We start from the raw sequence: 20,883 nt of genomic DNA, 5'->3' as shown, positions 1-20,883 counted from the left end.
TTCCTAGGAGTGACTATTTTTTAGTTCACGTATGCAGATTTAAATGTTATTATGTACCAGATAGCATGTGTATGCATGTGAATTGAACGTTGGTTAATATGTTTTTTTGTCGAATCATGTAGTAAGCTGTTGAGTTTGGTTAATGTAATTCAGGATAGGTGACCCCGGGAAGGAAAACACGGCATGAAGGTTAATCTGCAAGATCAGAGAAAAATAATTTGGGTCGCTGTTTGCGGCTTATTGTGTTTCCTCGCAAGTCAATGGTTCCGTTCCTCTTCAAGCTCTGATCTGACCCTATCGGGTTACCCGGTTTTGACACTCTTGGGTGGATTCGCTGCGGCAGCGGCCTGTATCGGTATCTACAATCAAAGCTGGTTGTTTCGGACACAGAAGCTAACTCTTCGGAGAACATTATTGACAACACTCTTTTTATTGATTGGTCTGTTTGAACTGGTTCATATCGTTTCATTTGCAGAAGAGATTCCAAATGGAGCCATGATGGAATCAGAGTTCTCCTTAATGATGTCAACCATGGGATCTTTGGTGTGTTCAGTAGGTTTGCTGCTCGTATATACCCTAAATGAGAAAGAAATTGCATTACCACGAAGGTTCTTGCTCTTCAGTGGAACATTGGGTGCCTTTGTTATTTTGTACATATTGGCGATTCAGGAGTGGAGCATGTTGCCAAATATGCTTGATGGGGATGTGCTTGGTGGAATCTTCACCCGGGTTCATTTTATGGTCGGGTTGCTCTATGCCATTATTGCAGTTCTTTTGTTTGTACAATGGAAAAAATCCAAAGATGGTGATGTACCAACCATTCTATGTGGCATCTTATGTTTCTTTTTTGGAGAATGTTATTTTGTTTCAGCAACGGGGGTGAATGATCTCAATCTGCTGCTGGGGTTGCTGAGTAATTGTATGGCATATTTTTTCATTCAAAAAGGACTGTATACGTCCGTAGTGGACACACCTTTCCTGCAACAGCAGGTCGCGGAGGCCAAGATGAACTATATTGCTCATCATGACGATGTAACAGGACTTCCGAATCGTCGTCGGCTTTCACAACGATTGAAAATAATGATGGATGATGCCGTGGTCGAGGAACAGCTTGTTGGTGTACTGGTCCTGAATATTAACCGGTTCAAGACCATTAATGATTCGCTCGGACAGCAAGCAGCTAACCGTGTTTTGCGTCAGGTAGGTCAACGACTGAAACATTCGTCACTTCCAGGAGAAGAAGTCTTTGGGCTGGGAAGAGATGAGTTTGCGTTGACAATGACAGATTTCAGTTCAACCAATACGGCGTTGCGACGGACAAGATCCATTCTTCAACTTTTTGAAAAGCCCGTTTTGGTTGATGGCAATGAGTATCACCTTACCCTTGGAATCGGTATGGCCATTTTCCCGCATGATGGTGAGTCGCCACAGGAGATCATTCAGAATGCGGATACGGCTCTGCACAGTGCCAAGGAACAAGGAATGGAACTGAATCGTTTTGCCCATGCGATGCAGATGAAGGCACAGGAGCGTTTGCAGCTTGAGAATGATCTGCGCAAGGCGTTGGATCGAGGTCAGTTCTACCTGGTCTATCAGCCGCAGGTTAATCTGCAAAGTGGTCTGATCGTGGGTATGGAAGCATTGGTTCGTTGGCAGCATCCGCAGCGAGGCTCGGTATCTCCGGCGGAATTTATTCCTCTGGCAGAAGAAAGTGGGCTCATTGTGCCTCTTGGCGAATGGGTGCTTCGTGAAGCGTGTGCACAGAACAAACAGTGGCAGGAAGCTGGTTATCGTAAGCTGTGTGTTTCGGTGAATCTGTCGATGAGACAATTCAGGCATTCCCATTTGTTGGACAATATCAATGGCATTCTCAAGGAGACAGGACTAGAGCCCGTATGGCTTGAACTGGAGATTACAGAGAGCATGACATTTGATAAAGACCGATCTTTCGAACAGTTGCGCAAAATCAAAGAAATTGGTGTGCACATCAGTATTGATGATTTTGGAACGGGATACAGCTCGTTGCACTATCTGAAGGATCTGCCGATTGATCGGCTCAAGATTGACCGTTCATTCGTTAATGAAGTCATGGAGGACAGCAACAACGCTGCGATTGTATCTACCATCACTTCAATGGCGCATCATTTACAATTGAAAGTGACTGCCGAGGGCGTGGAGAACGAAGACCAGATGATCTTTCTCCGCAATCAGCACTGTCATGAGGCTCAGGGTTATTTCTTTAGCAAACCGATTAAAGCTGCTGAATTTGAAAAGCAGTTTTTGAGAGATGTGGATAAGCCCACAGGATAGGGAACAGCGGGGGCGCAAGAGTGCTCCTGCTTTTTTTATGTTGATACGTAATGAAAAAAATGGAAAACATGACTTGCATGCTATAAAGGATCATGGTATATTATTATTTGTAAAATCACTGTTAACTTCTTAAGGAACTTAACAATTAAATCTTCATTCATGCGGGTGTAGTTCAATGGTAGAACTTTAGCCTTCCAAGCTAATAGCGTGGGTTCGATTCCCATCACCCGCTTAACGAAGCAAAACCGAAGTCCTTGCGATGCAAGGGCTTTTTTTCTGTCATAAAAGAAACTTTTGAATAAAAGCAATCATCAGAAGACTGCATGTCATCAGATTGGTGAGTAGTATGTATTCTTTCAGAATAATTTATAACCTTTGCTTTTTTACAATGATCTGGTACAATAACGGAGAAATTGATACTACACATGAATGAGAGGTAACCATACGTCCCATGAAGTAAAACACATGAATTGACCCCAGTTAACTGCAGAAAGTTTTATGACGCAGTCAGCCAGAGCGGCTGAGCAATGAGGGGATTCGTGTGTCCAAATTCAGCTATGGGATCAGGTATGGAACAAGTAGACCTTGGAGGTTTACGTGTACCCTGTGTTTGGGGTTTCTTTGTTCATGCCGTAGCTTACCTTAGATCTGTCTTTGAATGCTTGATCCAACCCTGAATTGCCAAACCGCCGGCTGATGCCAGCGGTTTTTTTTGTTCAGCAAAAAGGATGCAGGAAGGATGAGGCCTCATGATGACATTGGTACGCTTACATGAAGTATCAAAAGAATGGAACGGCATTGAATTGTTTACAGGATTGAATTTGGAGATTAATGAGGGCGAGCGACTTGCCATTCTGGGTCGTAACGGATGCGGCAAGACGACGTTGTTACGAATCATTTTGGGAGAAGAGCACGGTGGTGGACGGATTGAACGGCATATTCCGCAGCAGGAATGGGGATTCATGCGCCAGCGCTCGGAGATTGAGACGGGCATGAATGTATTGGATGCGGTCCAGCGTGAGAGCGGTCAGATCTATGAAGTGAAACGGAGTTTGGAAGAACTGGAGCAACGTTTGAGCATTAGCACTGAAGCGGATGATGAGCTGCTTGCAGCCTATACGCAAGTGATGGAGCAATATGAACAGCTTAACGGTTACATGTGGGAGACTGAGGTAGAGAAGGTACTGACACGTCTTGGACTATCCGCAGAGCATTGGAACAGACCCTATCATTCTTTGAGCGGTGGACAAAAAACAAAGGCTCGCCTGGCAGGACTTCTTGTCAGCAAGCCCAAATTCCTGATCCTGGATGAACCGACGAATCATCTGGATGAGGGAAGCATGCGCTGGCTTGAAGAGTGGTTATCCTCATACGAAGGTACGCTGTTATTTGTATCTCACGATCGAACCTTTATTGATGAGGTAGCATCAGGAGTGATTGAATTCAGTGCAGATGCCCTGACCAAATACAAAGGCGGATACTCCGAATACAAGCTCCACAAAGAGCGTGAATTACGGGAACAGGAAACGATCTACCGCAGGCAGGAGCTGGAGCGTAAGGCTTTGGAAGAAACGATTCGAAACTACCAGGAATGGTTCCATAAAGCGCATAATTCAGCGACCGATGTGGAGGTGAAGATCACCCAGAGCTTCTACAAGGCCAAAGCCAACAAAAATATTTCACGTTACCATGCAAAACAAAAACAGCTGGAACGTTTGGAGCGGGAACGGGTCGATAAACCTCGTGAAGCTGCAAAGTTGAACATGGAATTGCAGATGAATCCACTGGCTGCACGACAGCTTGTTGCCCTGGATGAGGTGAGTTTTTCATATACGGGTAACGAGCCAGTGCTTCGTAACCTTCGAATCACCGTTGAACGCGGAGATCGGCTTGCCGTACGAGGTCCTAATGGAACGGGCAAGACGACACTGTTAAAGTTGATGATTGGTGAGCTGGAACCTTCGCAGGGCAAGGTAACACGGCATCCACAGCTGAAAATCGGTTACTTTTCACAGGAGCTGGAAGGGCTTCCCGAGAGTTTAACATTGCTGGATAGTTTGCTTACCCTCCCATCCATGACACAAAGTGCGGCACGTACCATTCTGGGATGTTTCCTGTTTTCAAGGGGTGACGTGTTCAAGCGTATTGGGAATTTGAGCATGGGGGAAAAGTGCAGAGTGGCATTTCTGAGACTGTATTTTGGTGGAGCGAATCTGCTGGTGTTGGATGAACCGACGAACTATCTGGACATCGATACCCAGGAAGTCATGGAGAATGTATTAAAACAGGCTTCAGGTGCTTTGGTACTTGTATCTCATGACCGGATGCTGACGAAGACACTTGCGAATCGATTGTGCGATCTGGAAGCTGGGGGCACAGCAACCCTGTTTGAAGGAGGCGTGTCGGATTGGGAGCAGTCCAGCAAACTTCGGGAGCGTGCGCTAGAGACACGGGAATCCGATGACGAGCGGTTGCGATTGGAGATGCGCCTGTCGGAGTTGCTGTCTCCTGTGAGCACTGCTGGAAAAGACAGTCTGACACAGCCCGAGCATTCGAATGAGCGAGCAGTCGAGGCAGCTGAGATTCGCAAAATCCAGCAGCGCCTGAAACAATTGAAAGATAAGGGTGCAAGCATAAATTAGAACATGGACAGCTTGCTATTTCGATCTGTTTTGCATATAATTATGAACGATCATCGATGATTACATCGATATAGGGTATGTGTTCAAAAAGAGTGGTTTTCTGTACCGAGAAGATGGGATGAAGATAGAAATGGAGTAGCGGAGCGTAGGAAAACTACGTGAGCAACGGACATTTCGGCTGAATGCCATATTCGATGCTGATGATGCCGCGAGGCATCATTCGTAATCAAAAGCGGACTTTTTGACAACCTCTAGAGGTTTGAAACTAACAAGTAAACGTGATGATGGAGACAAGTAAGCAGTGCCTCTGGACAGGGAGGAAGCGCCGTAGATTGAGAGCGTTTCTGTAGAACAAGGCTGCCGAAATTCACTCCGAAGCGGTTCCCTGAACCTGTTTGTGTGCAGACACAGAGGCAACAGTAGGGGCAAACGGTTAACGGTCGTTATTCCGTACAAAGTGAGACAGAACCAGTTGCAGGCCAGAAGGCCCGTGCAGCAATGGATGTCTAACAAGGGTGGTACCACGGTCTTTTCGTCCCTTCAGGGGAGAGAAGGCCTTTTTTTGTTGCAAAAACACCACAAAAAGGGGGCAATTACACATGAAAGAACGTTTAGAGGCATTGAAAATCGAAGCGCTGGAGCAGTTGTCTGGTGTGAATGATCCACAGACGCTCAGTGATCTGCGTGTGAAGTATTTGGGGAAAAAGGGTGCATTAACTGAAATTTTGCGTGGTATGGGTGCGCTTAGTGCGGAGGAACGTCCGGTTATTGGTCAAGTAGCCAACGATGTTCGGGCTGCCATTGAGGAAGTCATCGACAGCAAGCAGGATCAGTTCCAGAAAGAAGAGACGGCGAAGCGTCTGCAATCCGAGAAAATTGATGTGACGCTGCCAGGACGTCGTGGACGTCAAGGCGGACTGCACCCACTGACGAAAGTGGTACAGGAGATCGAAGATATTTTCATCGGCATGGGATACCGCGTAGCGGAAGGTCCTGAAGTCGAGATGGATTATTACAACTTTGAAGCATTGAACTTGCCGAAGAATCACCCGGCGCGCGATATGCAGGATTCCTTCTATGTTACTGAAGACTTGTTGATGCGCACCCATACATCTCCGGTTCAAGTGCGTACCATGCAGAGCATGAAGGGTGAAGTGCCTGTCAAAGTCATCTGCCCAGGTAAAGTGTACCGCCGTGATGACGATGATGCGACGCACTCTTTCCAATTCAACCAGGTTGAAGGTTTGGTTATCAGCGAAAACATTCGTATGAGCGATCTGAAAGGAACCCTGCTGCAATTCGTGCGCGAAATGTTCGGTTCCCACACGGAGATTCGTCTGCGTCCAAGCTTCTTCCCGTTCACGGAGCCAAGTGCGGAAGTGGATGTAACCTGTGTACAATGTGGCGGCAGCGGCTGTCGGGTATGTAAGCAAACCGGCTGGCTCGAAATTTTGGGCGGCGGTATGGTTCACCCAAAAGTACTGGAAATGGGTGGTTATGATCCGGAGAAATACAGCGGTTTTGCATTCGGAATGGGCGTGGAACGTATCGCCATGCTGAAGTATGGTGTCGATGATATCCGTCACTTCTACAATAGTGATCTGACCTTCTTGAAGCAATTCGGAAGGCTGTAACTTAACAATACAATGGATCAACAAATATAGAGCAAGCGTTATGAACCGGGAATACCAATTTATAGATGAAGGAAGTGAACGTCCATGAGAGTATCGACAGATTGGCTGTCTGATTATATTTCCCTTGAAGGTGTGACGCCACAGGAATTGGCAGAGAAAATTACCCGTGCGGGTGTCGAGATTGATGTAGTGGAGAACCGCAACAAGGGCGTGAATAAAGTTGTTGTAGGTTATGTGAAGAGCAAGGAGAAACACCCGGATGCAGACAAACTGAATGTGTGTGTTATCGATGCAGGTCAGGAAGAAGATCTGCAGATCGTGTGTGGTGCGAAAAATGTGGATGCAGGTCAAAAGGTAGTCGTAGCTTTGGTTGGAGCGAAGCTCCCAGGTGGATTGGATATCAAAAAAGCCAAACTGCGCGGTGTGGTATCCCTTGGCATGATCTGTTCTGCGAAAGAGCTCGGCATGAACGATAAATTGCTGCCCAAAGATCAACAGGAAGGTATTCTTGTTCTACCGGAAACAACAGAGGTTGGCACGCCAATCAGCCAGGTTCTTGGTCTCGACGATCATGTACTTGAACTGGACCTGACACCGAACCGCTCCGACTGTCTCAGCATGCGTGGTGCAGCTTATGAAGTAGGTGCCATTCTGGGTCGTGAAGTGAAGCTGCCAAATCCCAAAGACCAACTGGTTGAAGTGGGTGATGCAGCTGCGAATCATATCTCTGTAGAGATTAAGGCACAGGAGCAATGCAGTCACTATGCGGCTCGTTATGTAACCGGCATTAAGCTGGGTGCTTCCCCGCTCTGGATGCAAAACCGTCTGATGGCTGCAGGTGTTCGTCCAATCAACAATATCGTTGATATCACGAACTATGTCATGCTGGAATATGGTCAACCGTTACATGCATTCGATGCGGATAAGCTGGAAAAAGGCCATATTGAAGTGCGTATGGCCAACGAAGGCGAAACGATCGTTACGCTTGATGGACAGGAGCGCAAGCTGGAGCCGCACATGTTGCTCATTACGGATGGCGTGAAACCTGTAGCCATCGCTGGGGTTATGGGTGGCGAGAATTCCGAGGTATCGGAAGGTACGGTGAATCTGCTCTTGGAGTCCGCCAAATTCGACGGCGGAACCGTTCGGAAAACGTCGCGCCAACTGGGGCTGCGTTCCGAAGCAAGCATGCGTTTTGAGAAGGAAGTAGACCCGGGTGCGGTGATTACGGCTTTGGATCGTGCGGCTGAACTGATTCAGCGTTATGCTGAGGGTGAAGTGCATCAGGGAATTGTGGAAGCTGGGGCAGAAGCGGCGGAGAAACGTGTCATTCAATTGTCGCTGAACAGGCTGAATCGTTATCTGGGAACAGATCTGTCTTTGCTTGAGGTGAAAACGATCTTCGCTCGCTTGCACTTTGCATGTGGTGATGCTGAGCAAGGACTGCTGGATGTGGAAGTGCCAACACGCAGAGGGGATATTACACTTGATGTAGACTTGTTCGAAGAGATTGCGCGCTTGTACGGATACGACAACATTCCAACCACATGGATTGAAGGACCGACAACTCCGGGGGCATATACACGCTCTCAAGCGATGCGCCGCACTATTCGTGGAGTGCTCTCAGGCAGTGGCTGGCAGGAAATGATCAGTTATTCCTTTGTGCACCCGGATAAAGCGACATTATTCCCGGCGTTGACACAAGGCAGTAAAGCCGTGAAACTCGCGATGCCGATGAGTGAAGACCGCAGTGTGCTTCGTACGAGTATTTTGCCGCAAATGCTAGATGCAGCGGTGTATAACATGAACCGTAAACAGGATTCACTGGCTGTATTCGAAGTGGGCAGCGTGTTCTTCACCGAAGAAGATCAGCTGACCAAGCAACCCCATGAGATCCCAGTACTGGGCTTGCTGCTCACCGGGAATCGTGCAAACCAGCAGTGGAATGTTGGAGCGGAGAAAGTAGATTTCTTCGACCTGAAAGGTGCACTTGAGCAACTGTTCGCTTATGTAGGCCTGGAACAACGCATTCGCTTGGTAGCGAACAGCCCCGAAGGCTTCCATCCCGGACGTTCTGCATCAGTTTATCTGGAAGGCAAGGATGGCGGAGAAGGCACATTGATCGGTACATTGGGTCAGTTGCATCCGGAACTGCAACAGCAGTATGATCTGAATGATGTGTACATCGCAGAGATTGCACTTGAATCGATCTACAATGAAGCAGACGCTGACATTCGTTATCGTGAACTTCCGCGTTTCCCAGCCATGGAACGTGATATCGCGGTTGTTGTGAATGAGGATGTTGAAGCGGGAGATATGCTGCGCGCCATTCGTGAATCGGCGGGTGAGTTGTTACAAACTGTACAAGTATTCGATGTGTTCACTGGAAGTAAGCTGGGTGAAAACAAGAAGAGCGTGGCGATGGCACTGGTATACCGGAATCGTGAACGTACACTGACCGATGAGGAAGTTACTGAAGTTCATGCCCGTGTAGTGGCTCGTCTGGAAGAGCAATTCGGAGCGGAATTGCGTAAATAGGACAGAAGAACATTTTTTGAACAAAGATTAGCAGGAATTGTTTGAAGTCACATCGAATCCTTAGCATTAGAGGATCGATGTGACTTTTTTGTGATTACAGCTTAGAATCAACATACAGACTTGAAGGAGGGCACAACTGTGACTACACCTGATCGTACACGCGTCACCGTAGAGATCTACGGGACTTCCTATAAACTGGTTGGCAGCAGTGCCGACTATATGAAACAAGTAGCTAACCTGGTAGATGAGCGTATGAGCGCGATCTCCAAGCAAAATTCCCGTCTGGATACTCCGCGTATTGCGGTGCTGGCGGCTGTACATATGGCTGAACAGTCTCTTCAGACACAGGAAATCCGGAATGAGCTGAAGATGCTTACTGGAGAACGTACAGAACTGAGAAACGAATTAAATCGATTGAACGCCATACAAAATGAACATCAACAAGAATTGGAACGGCGTGACCAGTCTCTAGCTGAATTGCAGAAGCTGAAGCTTGAAGCAGAGCAGGCGCTGCAAAAAGCTGAGACGGACAAGCAAGCAGAAATGGACAAGTTAAACACACTGCTTGAGCAGGAACGTGCCCAGGCAACGGAACGAGTGCAGAAATTGCAGGCCCAGGCAACGGCACAACTCAAGGAAGCAGAGGCCAAGGCGGCAACACAACTCAAGGAAGCAGAAGCGAAGGCAACGAGACAGCTGAAGGAGATGGAAGAAAAAGCGGCTAATCAGCTCAAAACTGCACAGGCACAGGCCGCTTCTCAGCTAAAAGAAGCTCAGAATCGTTCTGCCGCCGAATTGCAGCAGGCGCAGGCCAAAGCTGCGGCTCAATATAAGGAATTGCAGGATAAGGCTGCCGCTCAATTAAAAGCAGCCGAGAGTCGTGCCATTGCAGAACGTCAACAAATAGAAGCCGAAGCTGCACAACAGGTTCAGACAGCCAAGGAAGAAGCCGAGTCCGCCATTTTGTTAGAGTTGGAGCAAGCAGAGAATAACCTGAAAAAAGCTCAGGAAGAAGCGGCACTGCAATATAACGAACTTCAGCAACAGATGGAGCTTCGTCTCCAGCAGGTTGAAGAAAAAGCGCTGGAACAGACTCAGGCTCTGACGGATCAAGCGAATCAGGAGCGGGCTGCCTTGCAGGAACAAGCGGAGCAGAAGCGCCTGAACCAGATAAACCAATTAAATGCAGAGTTCAAAGCCTTATCCGAACAGTCGGAACTCGAATGGATGGAGAAAGAAGCAGCCCTTGAGGAACAATTGCAACAAGCCAAGGAAGCAGCAGCATCTCAGGCAACCGAAGCCGCTGCAGTGGCAGAGGCCTTGTTGCAAGATGAAAGGAGCAAGCTCAAGCAGCAGCTTGAGGAACAACGTAAACAGGCGGAGACTCGACTGTTAGATGTCGAGGAGCAATTGGAAGAAGTAATGACCCAGCTCATCAGTGCGCAGGACACAGTTGCAGCGCAAGAACAGCAGCTCCAGCACGAGCGTGGTCAATTGGAAACGTTGCGTCATGAGCATGGAGTCCGTATACAGGAGCAGGAAGTTCAAAGTCGCCGAATTACGGAACTGGAACAACAACTGGAGCAGTTGAAAGAGGACCGGTCTCAGTTGCAGGAACTTCTGCGTGAAACGGAGCAGGCTGCCCAGCAATCCCGTGATGCACAGCAACAATGGAAACAGAAGTATAATGAAACTGTAGAGAGAGAAACCTCTCTTACAGCGCAGCTGCGCAAACTTCAGGAGCAGCACGCACAGCTTGAACAGGAAGTCCAAAACCTTCGTGAGGCTGAAGTGAAGTCGGAAGAGGAGCAGCGCAGGTTGCATAAGGTGCTTGAACAGGCTCATGCCGCGGTGCGTACATTGCAGAATGAGATCGGCACACTTACGGAACGTGAGCAATCCTGGAAAGACCTTGCTGAACAGCGATTGGCTGAGATCGGGGACCTGGAGAACCAGATTCTCGAAGTTGCTGAACAAAATGAGACATTGGAGTCTGGTGTGCAATCCCTTCATGATGAATTGTCCGTAGTGAAGGAAGAGTCTCGTTTTAACCATGAAGAGGCTGTCCATTACCAGAAGGATGCTGAGCTCTTGGAAGAAAAACGCAAAGAGCTTGAAGTTGAGTTAAATGCTGTTCGGGAAGATCTGGACCGACTTCAGGATAATTATAAACAAATCCGTAACGATTACAGTGATGCATTACAACGGGAAGAGAGTTACAGTTCCAAGATTGATGAATTGAGTTCAGAGAAGCAAGAGATTGTGAGAGCACTTGAAGAAGCAAGACAGTCTTCAGCAAAACTTTCCGAGCGCTACTCCGAGCAAGAGAACCGACTGGCCCAGACCGAGGAAGAAGCGCTGGAGTGGCAGATCAAATACGAAGAACTGTCGGTCAAACAGGCCGAATTGGCATCCCGCCTAGAGCAGTTGACGAGACGTGAAGAAGAACTTCGCTCAAGCGTTGAACAAGCAGAGCAGAACGACCAAGTATGGAAACGCCGTGCGGATGAATGGGCGGCTCAGGAGCAATCCTGGCAGGAGCGTTGGTCCGCGCTTGAGAATGAACTGACGGTTTGGAAGAGTGAGAGTGCTGCAAGTAGCGAGTTGCTGGAGGGACTGGAGCAAGAACGACAACAGCTGGATAAGTTACGTGCAGAAGCAACGCAAGAGAAAGAGATGATGGAAACCGAATTGCTTGAGATGGGAGAGCGTTACGAACTAGCAGCCAACCAATTACGTTTGTTACAGGTGGAACGCGAGATGGAGCAGGAGAAGGCAGAGCAACTGAACACGGAATATCGTCAGTTGCATGATGAATATAAGAAATTGCAGACGGAATATAACGAATGGATTGAATTGATTGAACAGGACCAGACCTAGCGGAATGAATGTAGCAGAACTGGCTCGTGGGCAACGTACTCTGGTACAATTTGTTATACTAAAGAAGGAGCTCCCGTCGCTGCGGGGGCTCCTTGTCTTGAAACCTATTCTTCAACAATAATTTTGGAGATCATGCTGCTGTGTCCTGAACCACAGAAGACAGAACAGGACATTTCAAACTCACCAACCTTGTCTGGGGTTATGACTTTGGAGCTATTTCTGGTATCCAGTTGAAGATTCAGCTCAGGCACAAGTATACCGTGATTTCCATTTACATTTTCATAAACAATGTTAACCGGAACGCCTTTTTTGAGTCGGTACTCAGGTTGATCGAATTCGTAGTTGCTTGCCTTGATGACCAGTTCTTCACTGGCTGTAACTTCAGCATCGGATCCATTACTTCCAGATTCTGCGGACTGCTTCGTCCCTCCGCATGCGGCGAGGACCAGAATTAACATACAGGCAGCAAGCCATGTTATGCCTTTCTTCATCATGTGCCTCCTTAAGCTTGATATGGATAAAATTTGAATGATTGCTCCAGTCATCATACCGCAATATATGGATGCCTGTACACGCTGCGTATGTCGGTTTTTTGAAAATTGTACGTCTATGTCATAGAGGGGTACTGCCCAAATGAAATAAACCTCTTCCGGCACGGAGCCTTCAGAGGTTTAAGCGAATATTCATTGGAACGTTAAGGTGAAATGTAGATTAACTTTTGGAGCTTCGTCCTGCATCAAAAGGGGTGGAAACCGGGATGAATAGATCGATAATCCCGATAACCAGCGCAGCGAGAATGGCACCGAGCAGGCTGACTTCAACATGATCTACAACATATTGACCAAGCCAAATCACCAGTGCGCTAACGATAAATCCGACAATACCGCGACCAAACGGGTTGACCCTTTTGCCGAAGATACCTTCAACAATCCAGCCGAGCAGGGCAATGACGAGAGCAAGCAGCAGGGCGCTCCAGAAGCCACCAACGGCGAATCCGGGAACGATCCAGCTAACCACCATTAATACTATTGCGGCGATGATAAATCGCACGACATGTCCCAGGAAATTCATGGTGTTTACCTCCTTTTATTCGGATTGAACTGAGCAGGGCAACTCCAAGGGGATGGAGAGGTTGCACAATCCTGACACCTGTAGTTTGTGGTGCTATGGTTTAAGTTATGTGTGGAAGGATTCGTTAAATAGCGTAAGAAAGTTTCTTTCGTTATAATACAGATATAGTTTGGAAGGAGTTGTACACTTGGACACGAAAATTTTACACACATTGGAATATCGCAAAATTTTAAATACATTGCTTAGCTTTGCCCAGACGAGCATGGGAAAAAAGAAAGCGGAGCAACTTGAACCAAGCAGTGAACTTGAAGAAGTGAAGCGGTTGCTGCAGCAAACCGATGAAGCCTTTACATTCGATCGCTTGAAAGGCTCCCCGTCGTTTGGGGGAATTGTAGATATTACAGCTTCCATCAAACGAGCTGAAATTGGAGGCACACTTAACCCTCACGAACTTTTGGGAATATCCAACACGACCTTTGCGGCGCGGCGATTGAAACGTCAGATTGGTACTTTGCATGAAGATGAGCCCATCGACTCTCTGTTCTACATCAGTGACCAACTGTCAGAGCAAAAAACGCTTGAGGATGCCATCAAAATCTGTATTGACGACAATGCAGAGGTTGCCGACAGTGCAAGCGTAACGTTGGCTCAGATTCGTCGTGAGTTGCGAGGCGGTGAAGCGCGTATTCGCGAAAAGCTGGATTCCATGATTCGATCCTCTACTGTATCCAAGATGTTGCAGGATCAGCTCATCACCATCAGAGGAGACCGTTTTGTTATTCCGGTAAAAGCTGAATATCGTTCGTACTTTGGCGGGATTGTGCACGATCAGTCCGGTTCGGGTGCGACATTGTTCATTGAGCCGGAATCGATTGTAGCCATGAACAACAAATTACGCGAAACCCGGATTCGGGAAGAACGCGAAATAGAGATTATTTTGCAGAAATTGACGGCACTTGTCAGTGAGCAGGGTGAATGGCTGCTGTATGATGTCGACTTGCTGGGATCGCTTGATTTTATCTTCTCCAAAGCACGTCTGGCTCGTGAACTGAAAGCAACATTACCACGCATGAATGACCGTGGGTTCCTCAAACTGAAGAAGGGCCGTCATCCATTGATACCGATTGAAAACGTGGTTCCAATCGACATAGAGTTGGGCAATGATTACACATCCATTATCGTGACAGGTCCGAATACGGGTGGTAAGACGGTAACGCTCAAAACGATTGGATTGCTGAGCCTGATGGCGATGTCCGGTTTATTTGTTCCGGCTGAGGATGGCAGTCAGCTATGTGTATTTGATGCGATCTATGCAGACATTGGGGACGAGCAGAGTATTGAGCAGAATCTGAGTACGTTCTCCAGTCATATGACGAACATCATTCGCATTCTGAAGAATATGACGCCGAAGAGTCTGGTATTGCTCGATGAACTTGGAGCAGGAACAGACCCGGCTGAAGGGTCCGCACTGGCGATCTCCATGCTGGAGCATATGCACCGGACGGGATGTCGCATGGTTGCAACCACCCACTACAGTGAACTGAAAGCATACGCTTATGAGCGTAAAGGTGTCATTAATGCCAGTATGGAATTTGACATTAACACATTGAGTCCAACCTATCGCCTTCTGGTAGGTGTACCGGGACGAAGTAATGCATTTGCCATTGCAGAGCGACTGGGACTGCCAGGTTACATTCTCGACTACGCCCGTGGCGAAGTGAAGGAAGAGGATCAACGGATTGAGCACATGATCGCTTCTCTGGAAGAGAACCGTCTTACAGCTGAACAAGAGCGTGAGAAGGCGGAGAGCTTGCGCCAGGACATGGAGAAATTACGCAGTCGTCATCAGGCGGAACTGGAGAAGCTGGAACAGCAGCGTGATCGCCGGATTGAAAAAGCAGAAGAGGATGCACGCAGCATTGTGGACAAGGCACGCGCGGAAGCGGAGAAGATTATAGCAGATCTTCGCCTGTTGGCTATGGAGGAAGGTGCTTCCGTGAAGGAGCACAAACTCATTGCTGCCCGCAAACAACTGGACGAGGCTGAACCGGAGAAACGCAGGAAAACGGTCAAGAAGACGGCAACAGCGCCGAAGACTCGTGCCATCGGGCCTGGTGATGAAGTGCTTGTCTACAGTTTGAATCAAAAAGGCCATGTTGTAGAGATGTCGGGCAGTAAAGACGCTATGGTACAATTAGGGATTATGAAAATGAAAGTATCCCTGGATGACCTGGAACTACAACAATCGGCTCCAGCAGCCAAACCGAAGCAAAAACCGGTAACCGGTATGAAACGCACACGTGATGACAATGTGAAAAGTGAATTGGATCTGCGTGGCACCAACCTGGAAGAAGCCCTGATGGAGACAGACCGATTCATTGATGAAGCTTTCCTTGCCAACCTGGGCCAAGTTTATATTATTCACGGTAAAGGTACTGGAATTTTACGTTCCGGTATTCAGGATTACCTGCGTAAGCATAAACATATTAAAAGTTACCGGCTGGGCAATTACGGAGAAGGCGGAAACGGTGTGACCGTCGCAGAATTGGAATAGCCGGTCCATGAATCAATGATATTCTGCGACCTTATTCATGAAGGTCGCAGATGGGGAGAGGGGAACGGTGCGTGATAAAAAGCATTGACCAATTGCTGTCTCATCCTTTGGGGATGGTACTCGGTTTTTTCTCGGTAGCGATTATGGAGCTGCTTGTATTTCTGGCTTGCTTCGAACTGGTGACCAAGTATAAATGCTGGACGGAGATCAAGAAGGGCAATGTGGCGGTTGCGATGGCTACAGGAGGCAAGATCTTTGGGATCTGCAACGTACTGCGGTTCTGTATACAAGCCAAGTCTTCGGTATATGAAGCCATGACATGGTCTTTTGTTGGGTTTGTTCTTCTGCTTACCGCCTATTTTTTGTTCGAATTCCTGACACCCGTGTTCTCCATTGATAAGGAGATCGAAGCGGATAACCGAGCTGTCGGATTGATATCCATGATTATTTCAGTCTCGCTGTCGTTTGTTATTGGCGCGAGCATTATCTAGGGGGAACGGTCATGAAGATATTGATACGGATTCTGTTTGCGGCATCGATCGTGTTTTTTGCCATCGGTGTGATCTATGTGATGAATACATGATGAGATGAAAGAGAAAGGTTGATTGAATATGGAAACAACAATATGCCCTTGGTGTCAAACGGAAATTGTATGGGATGAGGAACTTGGCCCTGAAGAGGAGTGTCCATACTGCCACAATGAATTGAAGGGATATCGAACGCTCAACATTAACATTGGTGATGAAGAGAACGATGATGCAGAGGACGACATCTATGATGTGGATGATGTAAAAGATGAGGAACAGACTACGGATCTTACAGATCTGTGGGGGGATGAAGTTGAACTCAAATTGCCGGAGCTGCGAACGTTGACCAAATATGCCGATGAGGGTAATGACCTCATTCAGTATGAACAAGGTGTTCAGAAGCAACTTGATCATCAGGAAGAAGTGCCTGAGTGCCCGAATTGCCGGGAATTCATGATTCTCGCAGGTACACAAGCTGCAACGCAGGATAATTTCATGCCAGTTGCTAACGCAGTTTCAGGCGAAGGGGCGCTATTGTCACCTCCTTTTAAGGTGCTGACCTATATATGCTCGGGATGTTTCCAAGTTCAATACAGTCTGTCTGAGGATGACCGTCTGCGTCTGATTCAGAACCTGAGTGCGCAAGAGTAAGCTTCACGTAGATACGAACCACAATTTCAAAGCAATCCTGAAGATTCATCATGTTTTCCTCTTGCTTGGGGCACGTTAACCCTAAGACCTACCTGTACACAGTTCACTTCAGGTGGATGAAGGAGGAGCAGATGAAGATTACTTTAGGCCGACAATCCATTCTGCTTTTGGGCGTGAATGGATTGTTTGCGTTAGCCGGAGCACTGTCGGGAACCTTTTTGAATGTGTTTCTGTGGAAAAGCCGCCCGGATTATGCCATGTTGGGATGGTTCACTCTCAGTCAGCAACTGACCATTGGACTGACATTCTGGCTTGCTGGCAAATGGGTCAAGGAACACAATAAAATGAGTGCACTTCGACTAGGTACTGCGCTGTCCGGCATATTTTATATGATCGTCCTCTGGGCTGGCTCCAAAGCAGTAGACTGGATATGGCCATTGGGTATTCTATTAGGTTGTTCACTGGGGCTGTTCTGGATCGCATTTAATGTTGTGTATTTTGAAATAACGGATCGGGAAAACAGGGATCTATTCAATGGCTGGGTCGGGTTACTTGGCTCGATGACTGGAATTATAGGTCCGTGGTTCTCCGGTCTGATTATTACTCGCATGACAGACAACACAGGATATCGGCTCATCTTTACGGTATCACTCGTCATTTATGTCATAGCGGTAGTCTTCAGTTTTTTTCTGAAAAAAAGAAAGGTGAGCGGTACATACCGCTGGTCTGAACCCTGGATACAACTATCCAAACCGAATAGTCCCTGGAGGACCTTAGCCTTGGGGTTATTCGCTCAGGGCGCACGGGAAGGTGTCTTTGCCTTCCTGATTGCACTGTTGGTATATTTGGCCACAGCAGAGGAGTACAAATTGGGGCAGTTTTCACTCATCACTTCAGCTGTGGCACTCGTAAGTTATTGGGCAGCCGGGAAGTGGTTCAAACCACAGTTCAGATCGAAAGGCATGTTCATCGGGGCCCTCATTCTGCTCGTTGTGCTGCTTCCTCTTCTCTGGAAAGTGACCTATGGTACATTGTTAATCATGGGAATTGGGAGTGCTGTTGCGATGCCGTTGTACGTACTTCCAATGATATCAGCGGGATTCGACATGATGGGCACCAGTGGCGAAAATGTGGAGAAAAGGGTTGAACTTGTCGTTTTGAGAGAATTATGCCTGATGCTTGGCAGACTATTTGGATTGGCCATATTCATTGTGACGGTCATAAATGCTCCGTCTCTACACATGTTAACATGGCTTATTATTATCCTTGGTGCTTCTCCACTTATCGGATGGATCTTCATGCGCAAATTATTGGACCGAACGGAGGGGCAAGAGCCTGCGGCTTAGCAGGTCTCGAAATACAAACAGGGTACAGCGACAGGAAAGAGAACTTTCCGCATGCTGTACCCTATTTGTATTGATTTGTTTTCCTGTTACACAGGAGATGGTTTACTTGTGCGTGTGAGTGAGAACAGGTCCATATCAGGGTTTTGTTTGCCGGCAATGGCATCCACAATTAAGGAAGCAGCAATCATGCTGTATACGGTCCCGTTACCTCCGTATCCTTCTACAAAATATGAATGTGGATAATCGGGATGGGTACCAATCAGAGGGAGACCATCATTCGTATTACCAAACACGGCACCCCAGGCATAATCGACTTCAAGATCATCTAAAGGGAAATAGGAACGTACCTCTTCCAGGAGTGTATCTCCCCGGTGTTTTGCCCGTATTTCACGTTGATCCTCCCGAGGTATTTCTTCATCCAAACCGCCTGCGATGATTCTTCCGTCGGGTGTTGTTCGCATATACAAATAGGGGCGTGCCGTCTCCCAAATCATGCTGTGTTCAGACCATTCACTAAGATCAGACAATGGTTTGGTAGCAATTGCATAAGTCGTTTTCAGATAGGCTCCACGATCCTTTTTGATGTCCTGTGTCTCGTAACCGGCAGCAAATATAACCTTCTTGGCACGGATTTTACCGTTGGAAGTGTGACATAATACACCTTCTTCATCGTACTCACAGTGTATCATCTCCGTCTGGCCATAAATTCGAGCGCCACGATTATTTGCGGATTCAAACAAGGCATGAACAAAACGATAGGGGTTCACTTCTGCATCTCCCATCGTGTACAGGGCAGCGGGTTTACTGAAAGGAAAATGCTGGCTTATTTTGTCGGCATCCCATAATTCAGCTTCAAAACCATAACGTTTCAGCGTCTCGTATTCTTCCTTCAGTAGAGTTACATCATCTTCGCTACTTGCAAAACAAAGACTTGTTCGAGGGATAAACCAAGGGTCTGTATCTAAACTGTCTGCAATTTGAGCAAGCTGTTTCATGGCCTCACGACATAGCTCATAAAAGCGTACGCCTGTCGCTTCACCAAAAGTATGGATACATGAGGTTAGTGTTTTGTCATTGGTATATTGTAAAAGACCTGTATTGGCAGAACTGCTGCCGTGGGCAATATCTCTCTTGTCAATGACAACGGTATTAATACCCTGCTCCGTGAGTAGTTTAGATGTCAATGCGCCCCCCATGCCTCCACCAATGATGAGGCAGTCACAAGAGATGTCTTCTTGCAGAGCAGAGTAATCAAATGTTGCATTAAAAGTGGAGGGCCAAAAAGGTGTGCCATAGACCAAATCCATTAGAAACATCTCCTTTATGAATTAAATTTGTATACTTTTGTGTGACCGGGTTAACAATAATTGCGCATAAACTATATGCCGAGGAGGCCAGCGAAACATGCAGAATCATACGATGCAAGCACTGAGTCCCAAGGAATTAAACTATATTGCGGACTCGATCACCAATGAAGAACTGCTGATTAAGCAGTGTGCAGCAACAGCTTCCATCACACATAATCCACAAATTCAACAGGCACTGAATCACTATGTTCGCTCACATGAACAGCATCTGAACACGCTTGTCAATGCGCTTCAGCAACATCAGTCTCTTGCCCCGACACAAGCTCAGTAATTGAAGACTATTCTAACTGTATAGGAGGAGAATGCATGTATTCACAATCTTTATCACCTAATGGCTCTTTTATGCAAGAGCAAGATCTGCTGAAGTCGATTCTTGCAGATTTGAGACGAACCTCGCGCGAATATACGACTGCGACTACGGAAGCATCCTGCCCGATGACACGTCGAATGTTCACCGATTTAACGAATGATACTCTGAGATTGCAAGGAGAGCTGTTCAATCTGATGCAGCAAAACAACATGTATTCTGTGTCGGCCAAAGCACTCCGTCAGGATGTGGACAAGCAGCTCCAGTCTGCACAACAGGCCCAACAGAAGTGTCAGCAATTCATTCAGGAAAAGAATACGCAGCACAGCTCATACAGCCAAGCTCCTAATGTGCCTCAGCATCAGCCGAATTACGGTAACCCTTATTACATGTAACCTTTGCAAAAGAGGTTTGAAGCACCTAACATTCCAGGACCATACCACCGCCTGCCCGAATTCAGGGCAGGCGGTCTTTTGTCTATGCATCAACGTTAAATTCATGTAATATAAGTATTAATTCATTTTCAGGAACCTGTATGACGCTGGAGGGAAAACCATGAAAGATTTGAACGATCTGCAATTAAAAGTTCTGGATCTGTTGAAGGAAGACGCGAGAAGGACTCCCACACTGCTGTCGACGCTGCTGGGGGAGTCGGAAGACAAGATCAAAAATGCGGTGGCACAGCTTGAACAAGACCACGTCATCGTGAAATACGCAACTGTCGTGAACTGGAGCAAAATAGATGATGAAAAAGTAACCGCCCTGATTGAGGTTCAGATCACGCCGGAGCGTGGTCGTGGCTTTGAAGGGATTGCCGAGCGCATTTATCTCTATCCGCAAGTGAAATCCGTATATCTCATGTCAGGTGCATACGATCTGCTCGTTGAAGTGGAAGGTGGCAACCTGCGTGAAGTCGCTAATTTTGTGTCGGAGAAACTGTCTCCGATAGACTCTGTACTTTCAACCAAAACGAATTTTATACTTAAAAAATATAAGCAGGACGGGATTATCTTTGAAGACCATCAAGAAGACAACCGTCTCATGATCTCGCCGTAA

The 20,883-nt window shown here is 47.2% G+C and carries 15 protein-coding genes and 1 tRNA gene; 13 read left to right on the top strand and 3 right to left on the bottom strand.

Going from position 1 to position 20,883, the window contains the following annotated elements; all coding sequences use genetic code 11:
- Positions 1-183: 183 nt before the first annotated feature.
- From ACX9NY_RS14770 to ACX9NY_RS14745, 6 genes are all read left to right on the top strand, one after another.
- A complete protein-coding gene (locus ACX9NY_RS14770) occupies positions 184-2,310 on the top strand; it encodes a bifunctional diguanylate cyclase/phosphodiesterase (RefSeq protein ID WP_339240827.1) in 2,127 nt (708 codons plus the stop codon).
- Between the two features lie 161 nt (positions 2,311-2,471).
- Positions 2,472-2,542: transfer RNA gene (locus tag ACX9NY_RS14765), tRNA-Gly, on the top strand.
- A gap of 517 nt (positions 2,543-3,059) precedes the next feature.
- On the top strand, positions 3,060-4,952 hold the full coding sequence (gene abc-f, locus ACX9NY_RS14760; protein WP_472479098.1) for a ribosomal protection-like ABC-F family protein: 1,893 nt from the start codon (positions 3,060-3,062) through the stop codon (positions 4,950-4,952).
- 599 nt (positions 4,953-5,551) lie between these two features.
- Positions 5,552-6,586 (top strand): phenylalanine--tRNA ligase subunit alpha, encoded by a 1,035-nt coding sequence (gene pheS / locus ACX9NY_RS14755; RefSeq protein WP_047842255.1) that lies wholly within the window; start codon positions 5,552-5,554, stop codon positions 6,584-6,586.
- An 84-nt stretch (positions 6,587-6,670) separates the two neighbouring features.
- Positions 6,671-9,124, top strand: coding sequence for a phenylalanine--tRNA ligase subunit beta (gene pheT / locus ACX9NY_RS14750; protein WP_472479095.1), 2,454 nt, complete (start codon positions 6,671-6,673; stop codon positions 9,122-9,124).
- A gap of 138 nt (positions 9,125-9,262) precedes the next feature.
- Positions 9,263-12,004: a hypothetical protein gene (locus tag ACX9NY_RS14745; RefSeq protein ID WP_472479093.1), complete on the top strand. Its 2,742-nt coding sequence runs from the start codon at positions 9,263-9,265 to the stop codon at positions 12,002-12,004.
- Between the two features lie 104 nt (positions 12,005-12,108).
- On the opposite strand, the gene ACX9NY_RS14740 is transcribed toward ACX9NY_RS14745, so the two are convergent.
- Together ACX9NY_RS14740 and ACX9NY_RS14735 are read right to left on the bottom strand one after the other, a co-directional pair.
- Positions 12,109-12,498, bottom strand: coding sequence for a cupredoxin domain-containing protein (locus ACX9NY_RS14740; protein WP_339260020.1), 390 nt, complete (start codon positions 12,496-12,498; stop codon positions 12,109-12,111).
- 217 nt (positions 12,499-12,715) lie between these two features.
- On the bottom strand, positions 12,716-13,075 hold the full coding sequence (locus tag ACX9NY_RS14735; RefSeq protein ID WP_017689637.1) for a phage holin family protein: 360 nt from the start codon (positions 13,073-13,075) through the stop codon (positions 12,716-12,718).
- Positions 13,076-13,262: 187 nt separating this feature from the next.
- Here ACX9NY_RS14735 and ACX9NY_RS14730 point away from each other — a divergent pair, with 187 nt between their 5' ends.
- From ACX9NY_RS14730 to ACX9NY_RS14715, 4 genes are all read left to right on the top strand, one after another.
- Positions 13,263-15,629 carry an endonuclease MutS2 gene (locus ACX9NY_RS14730; RefSeq protein WP_472479090.1) on the top strand — a complete coding sequence of 789 codons (2,367 nt, stop codon included), beginning with the start codon at positions 13,263-13,265 and terminating at the stop codon, positions 15,627-15,629.
- 71 nt (positions 15,630-15,700) lie between these two features.
- A complete protein-coding gene (locus tag ACX9NY_RS14725) occupies positions 15,701-16,120 on the top strand; it encodes a DUF350 domain-containing protein (RefSeq protein ID WP_472479088.1) in 420 nt (139 codons plus the stop codon).
- A gap of 120 nt (positions 16,121-16,240) precedes the next feature.
- On the top strand, positions 16,241-16,807 hold the full coding sequence (locus tag ACX9NY_RS14720; protein WP_339240836.1) for a hypothetical protein: 567 nt from the start codon (positions 16,241-16,243) through the stop codon (positions 16,805-16,807).
- A gap of 131 nt (positions 16,808-16,938) precedes the next feature.
- On the top strand, positions 16,939-18,153 hold the full coding sequence (locus tag ACX9NY_RS14715; RefSeq protein ID WP_472479086.1) for an MFS transporter: 1,215 nt from the start codon (positions 16,939-16,941) through the stop codon (positions 18,151-18,153).
- A gap of 86 nt (positions 18,154-18,239) precedes the next feature.
- Here ACX9NY_RS14715 and ACX9NY_RS14710 read toward each other — a convergent pair whose 3' ends face one another.
- On the bottom strand, positions 18,240-19,460 hold the full coding sequence (locus ACX9NY_RS14710; protein WP_472479084.1) for an NAD(P)/FAD-dependent oxidoreductase: 1,221 nt from the start codon (positions 19,458-19,460) through the stop codon (positions 18,240-18,242).
- Positions 19,461-19,557: 97 nt separating this feature from the next.
- Between ACX9NY_RS14710 and ACX9NY_RS14705 the strand changes: the two genes are divergently transcribed.
- The 3 genes from ACX9NY_RS14705 to ACX9NY_RS14695 all read left to right on the top strand — a co-directional run bounded on the left by ACX9NY_RS14705 (position 19,558) and on the right by ACX9NY_RS14695 (position 20,883).
- Complete coding sequence (locus tag ACX9NY_RS14705) at positions 19,558-19,791, top strand: hypothetical protein (protein ID WP_339240841.1); 234 nt, start codon at positions 19,558-19,560, stop codon at positions 19,789-19,791.
- Positions 19,792-19,826: 35 nt separating this feature from the next.
- Positions 19,827-20,222 carry a spore coat protein gene (locus ACX9NY_RS14700; protein WP_339260029.1) on the top strand — a complete coding sequence of 132 codons (396 nt, stop codon included), beginning with the start codon at positions 19,827-19,829 and terminating at the stop codon, positions 20,220-20,222.
- 160 nt (positions 20,223-20,382) lie between these two features.
- Positions 20,383-20,883: an Lrp/AsnC family transcriptional regulator gene (locus tag ACX9NY_RS14695; RefSeq protein WP_237176219.1), complete on the top strand. Its 501-nt coding sequence runs from the start codon at positions 20,383-20,385 to the stop codon at positions 20,881-20,883.

It is taken from the genome of Paenibacillus sp. CB74, from assembly GCF_055687625.1.
The sequence above is the reverse complement of the archived record's forward strand: the minus strand, read 5'-3'. Positions and strand labels throughout refer to the sequence as shown.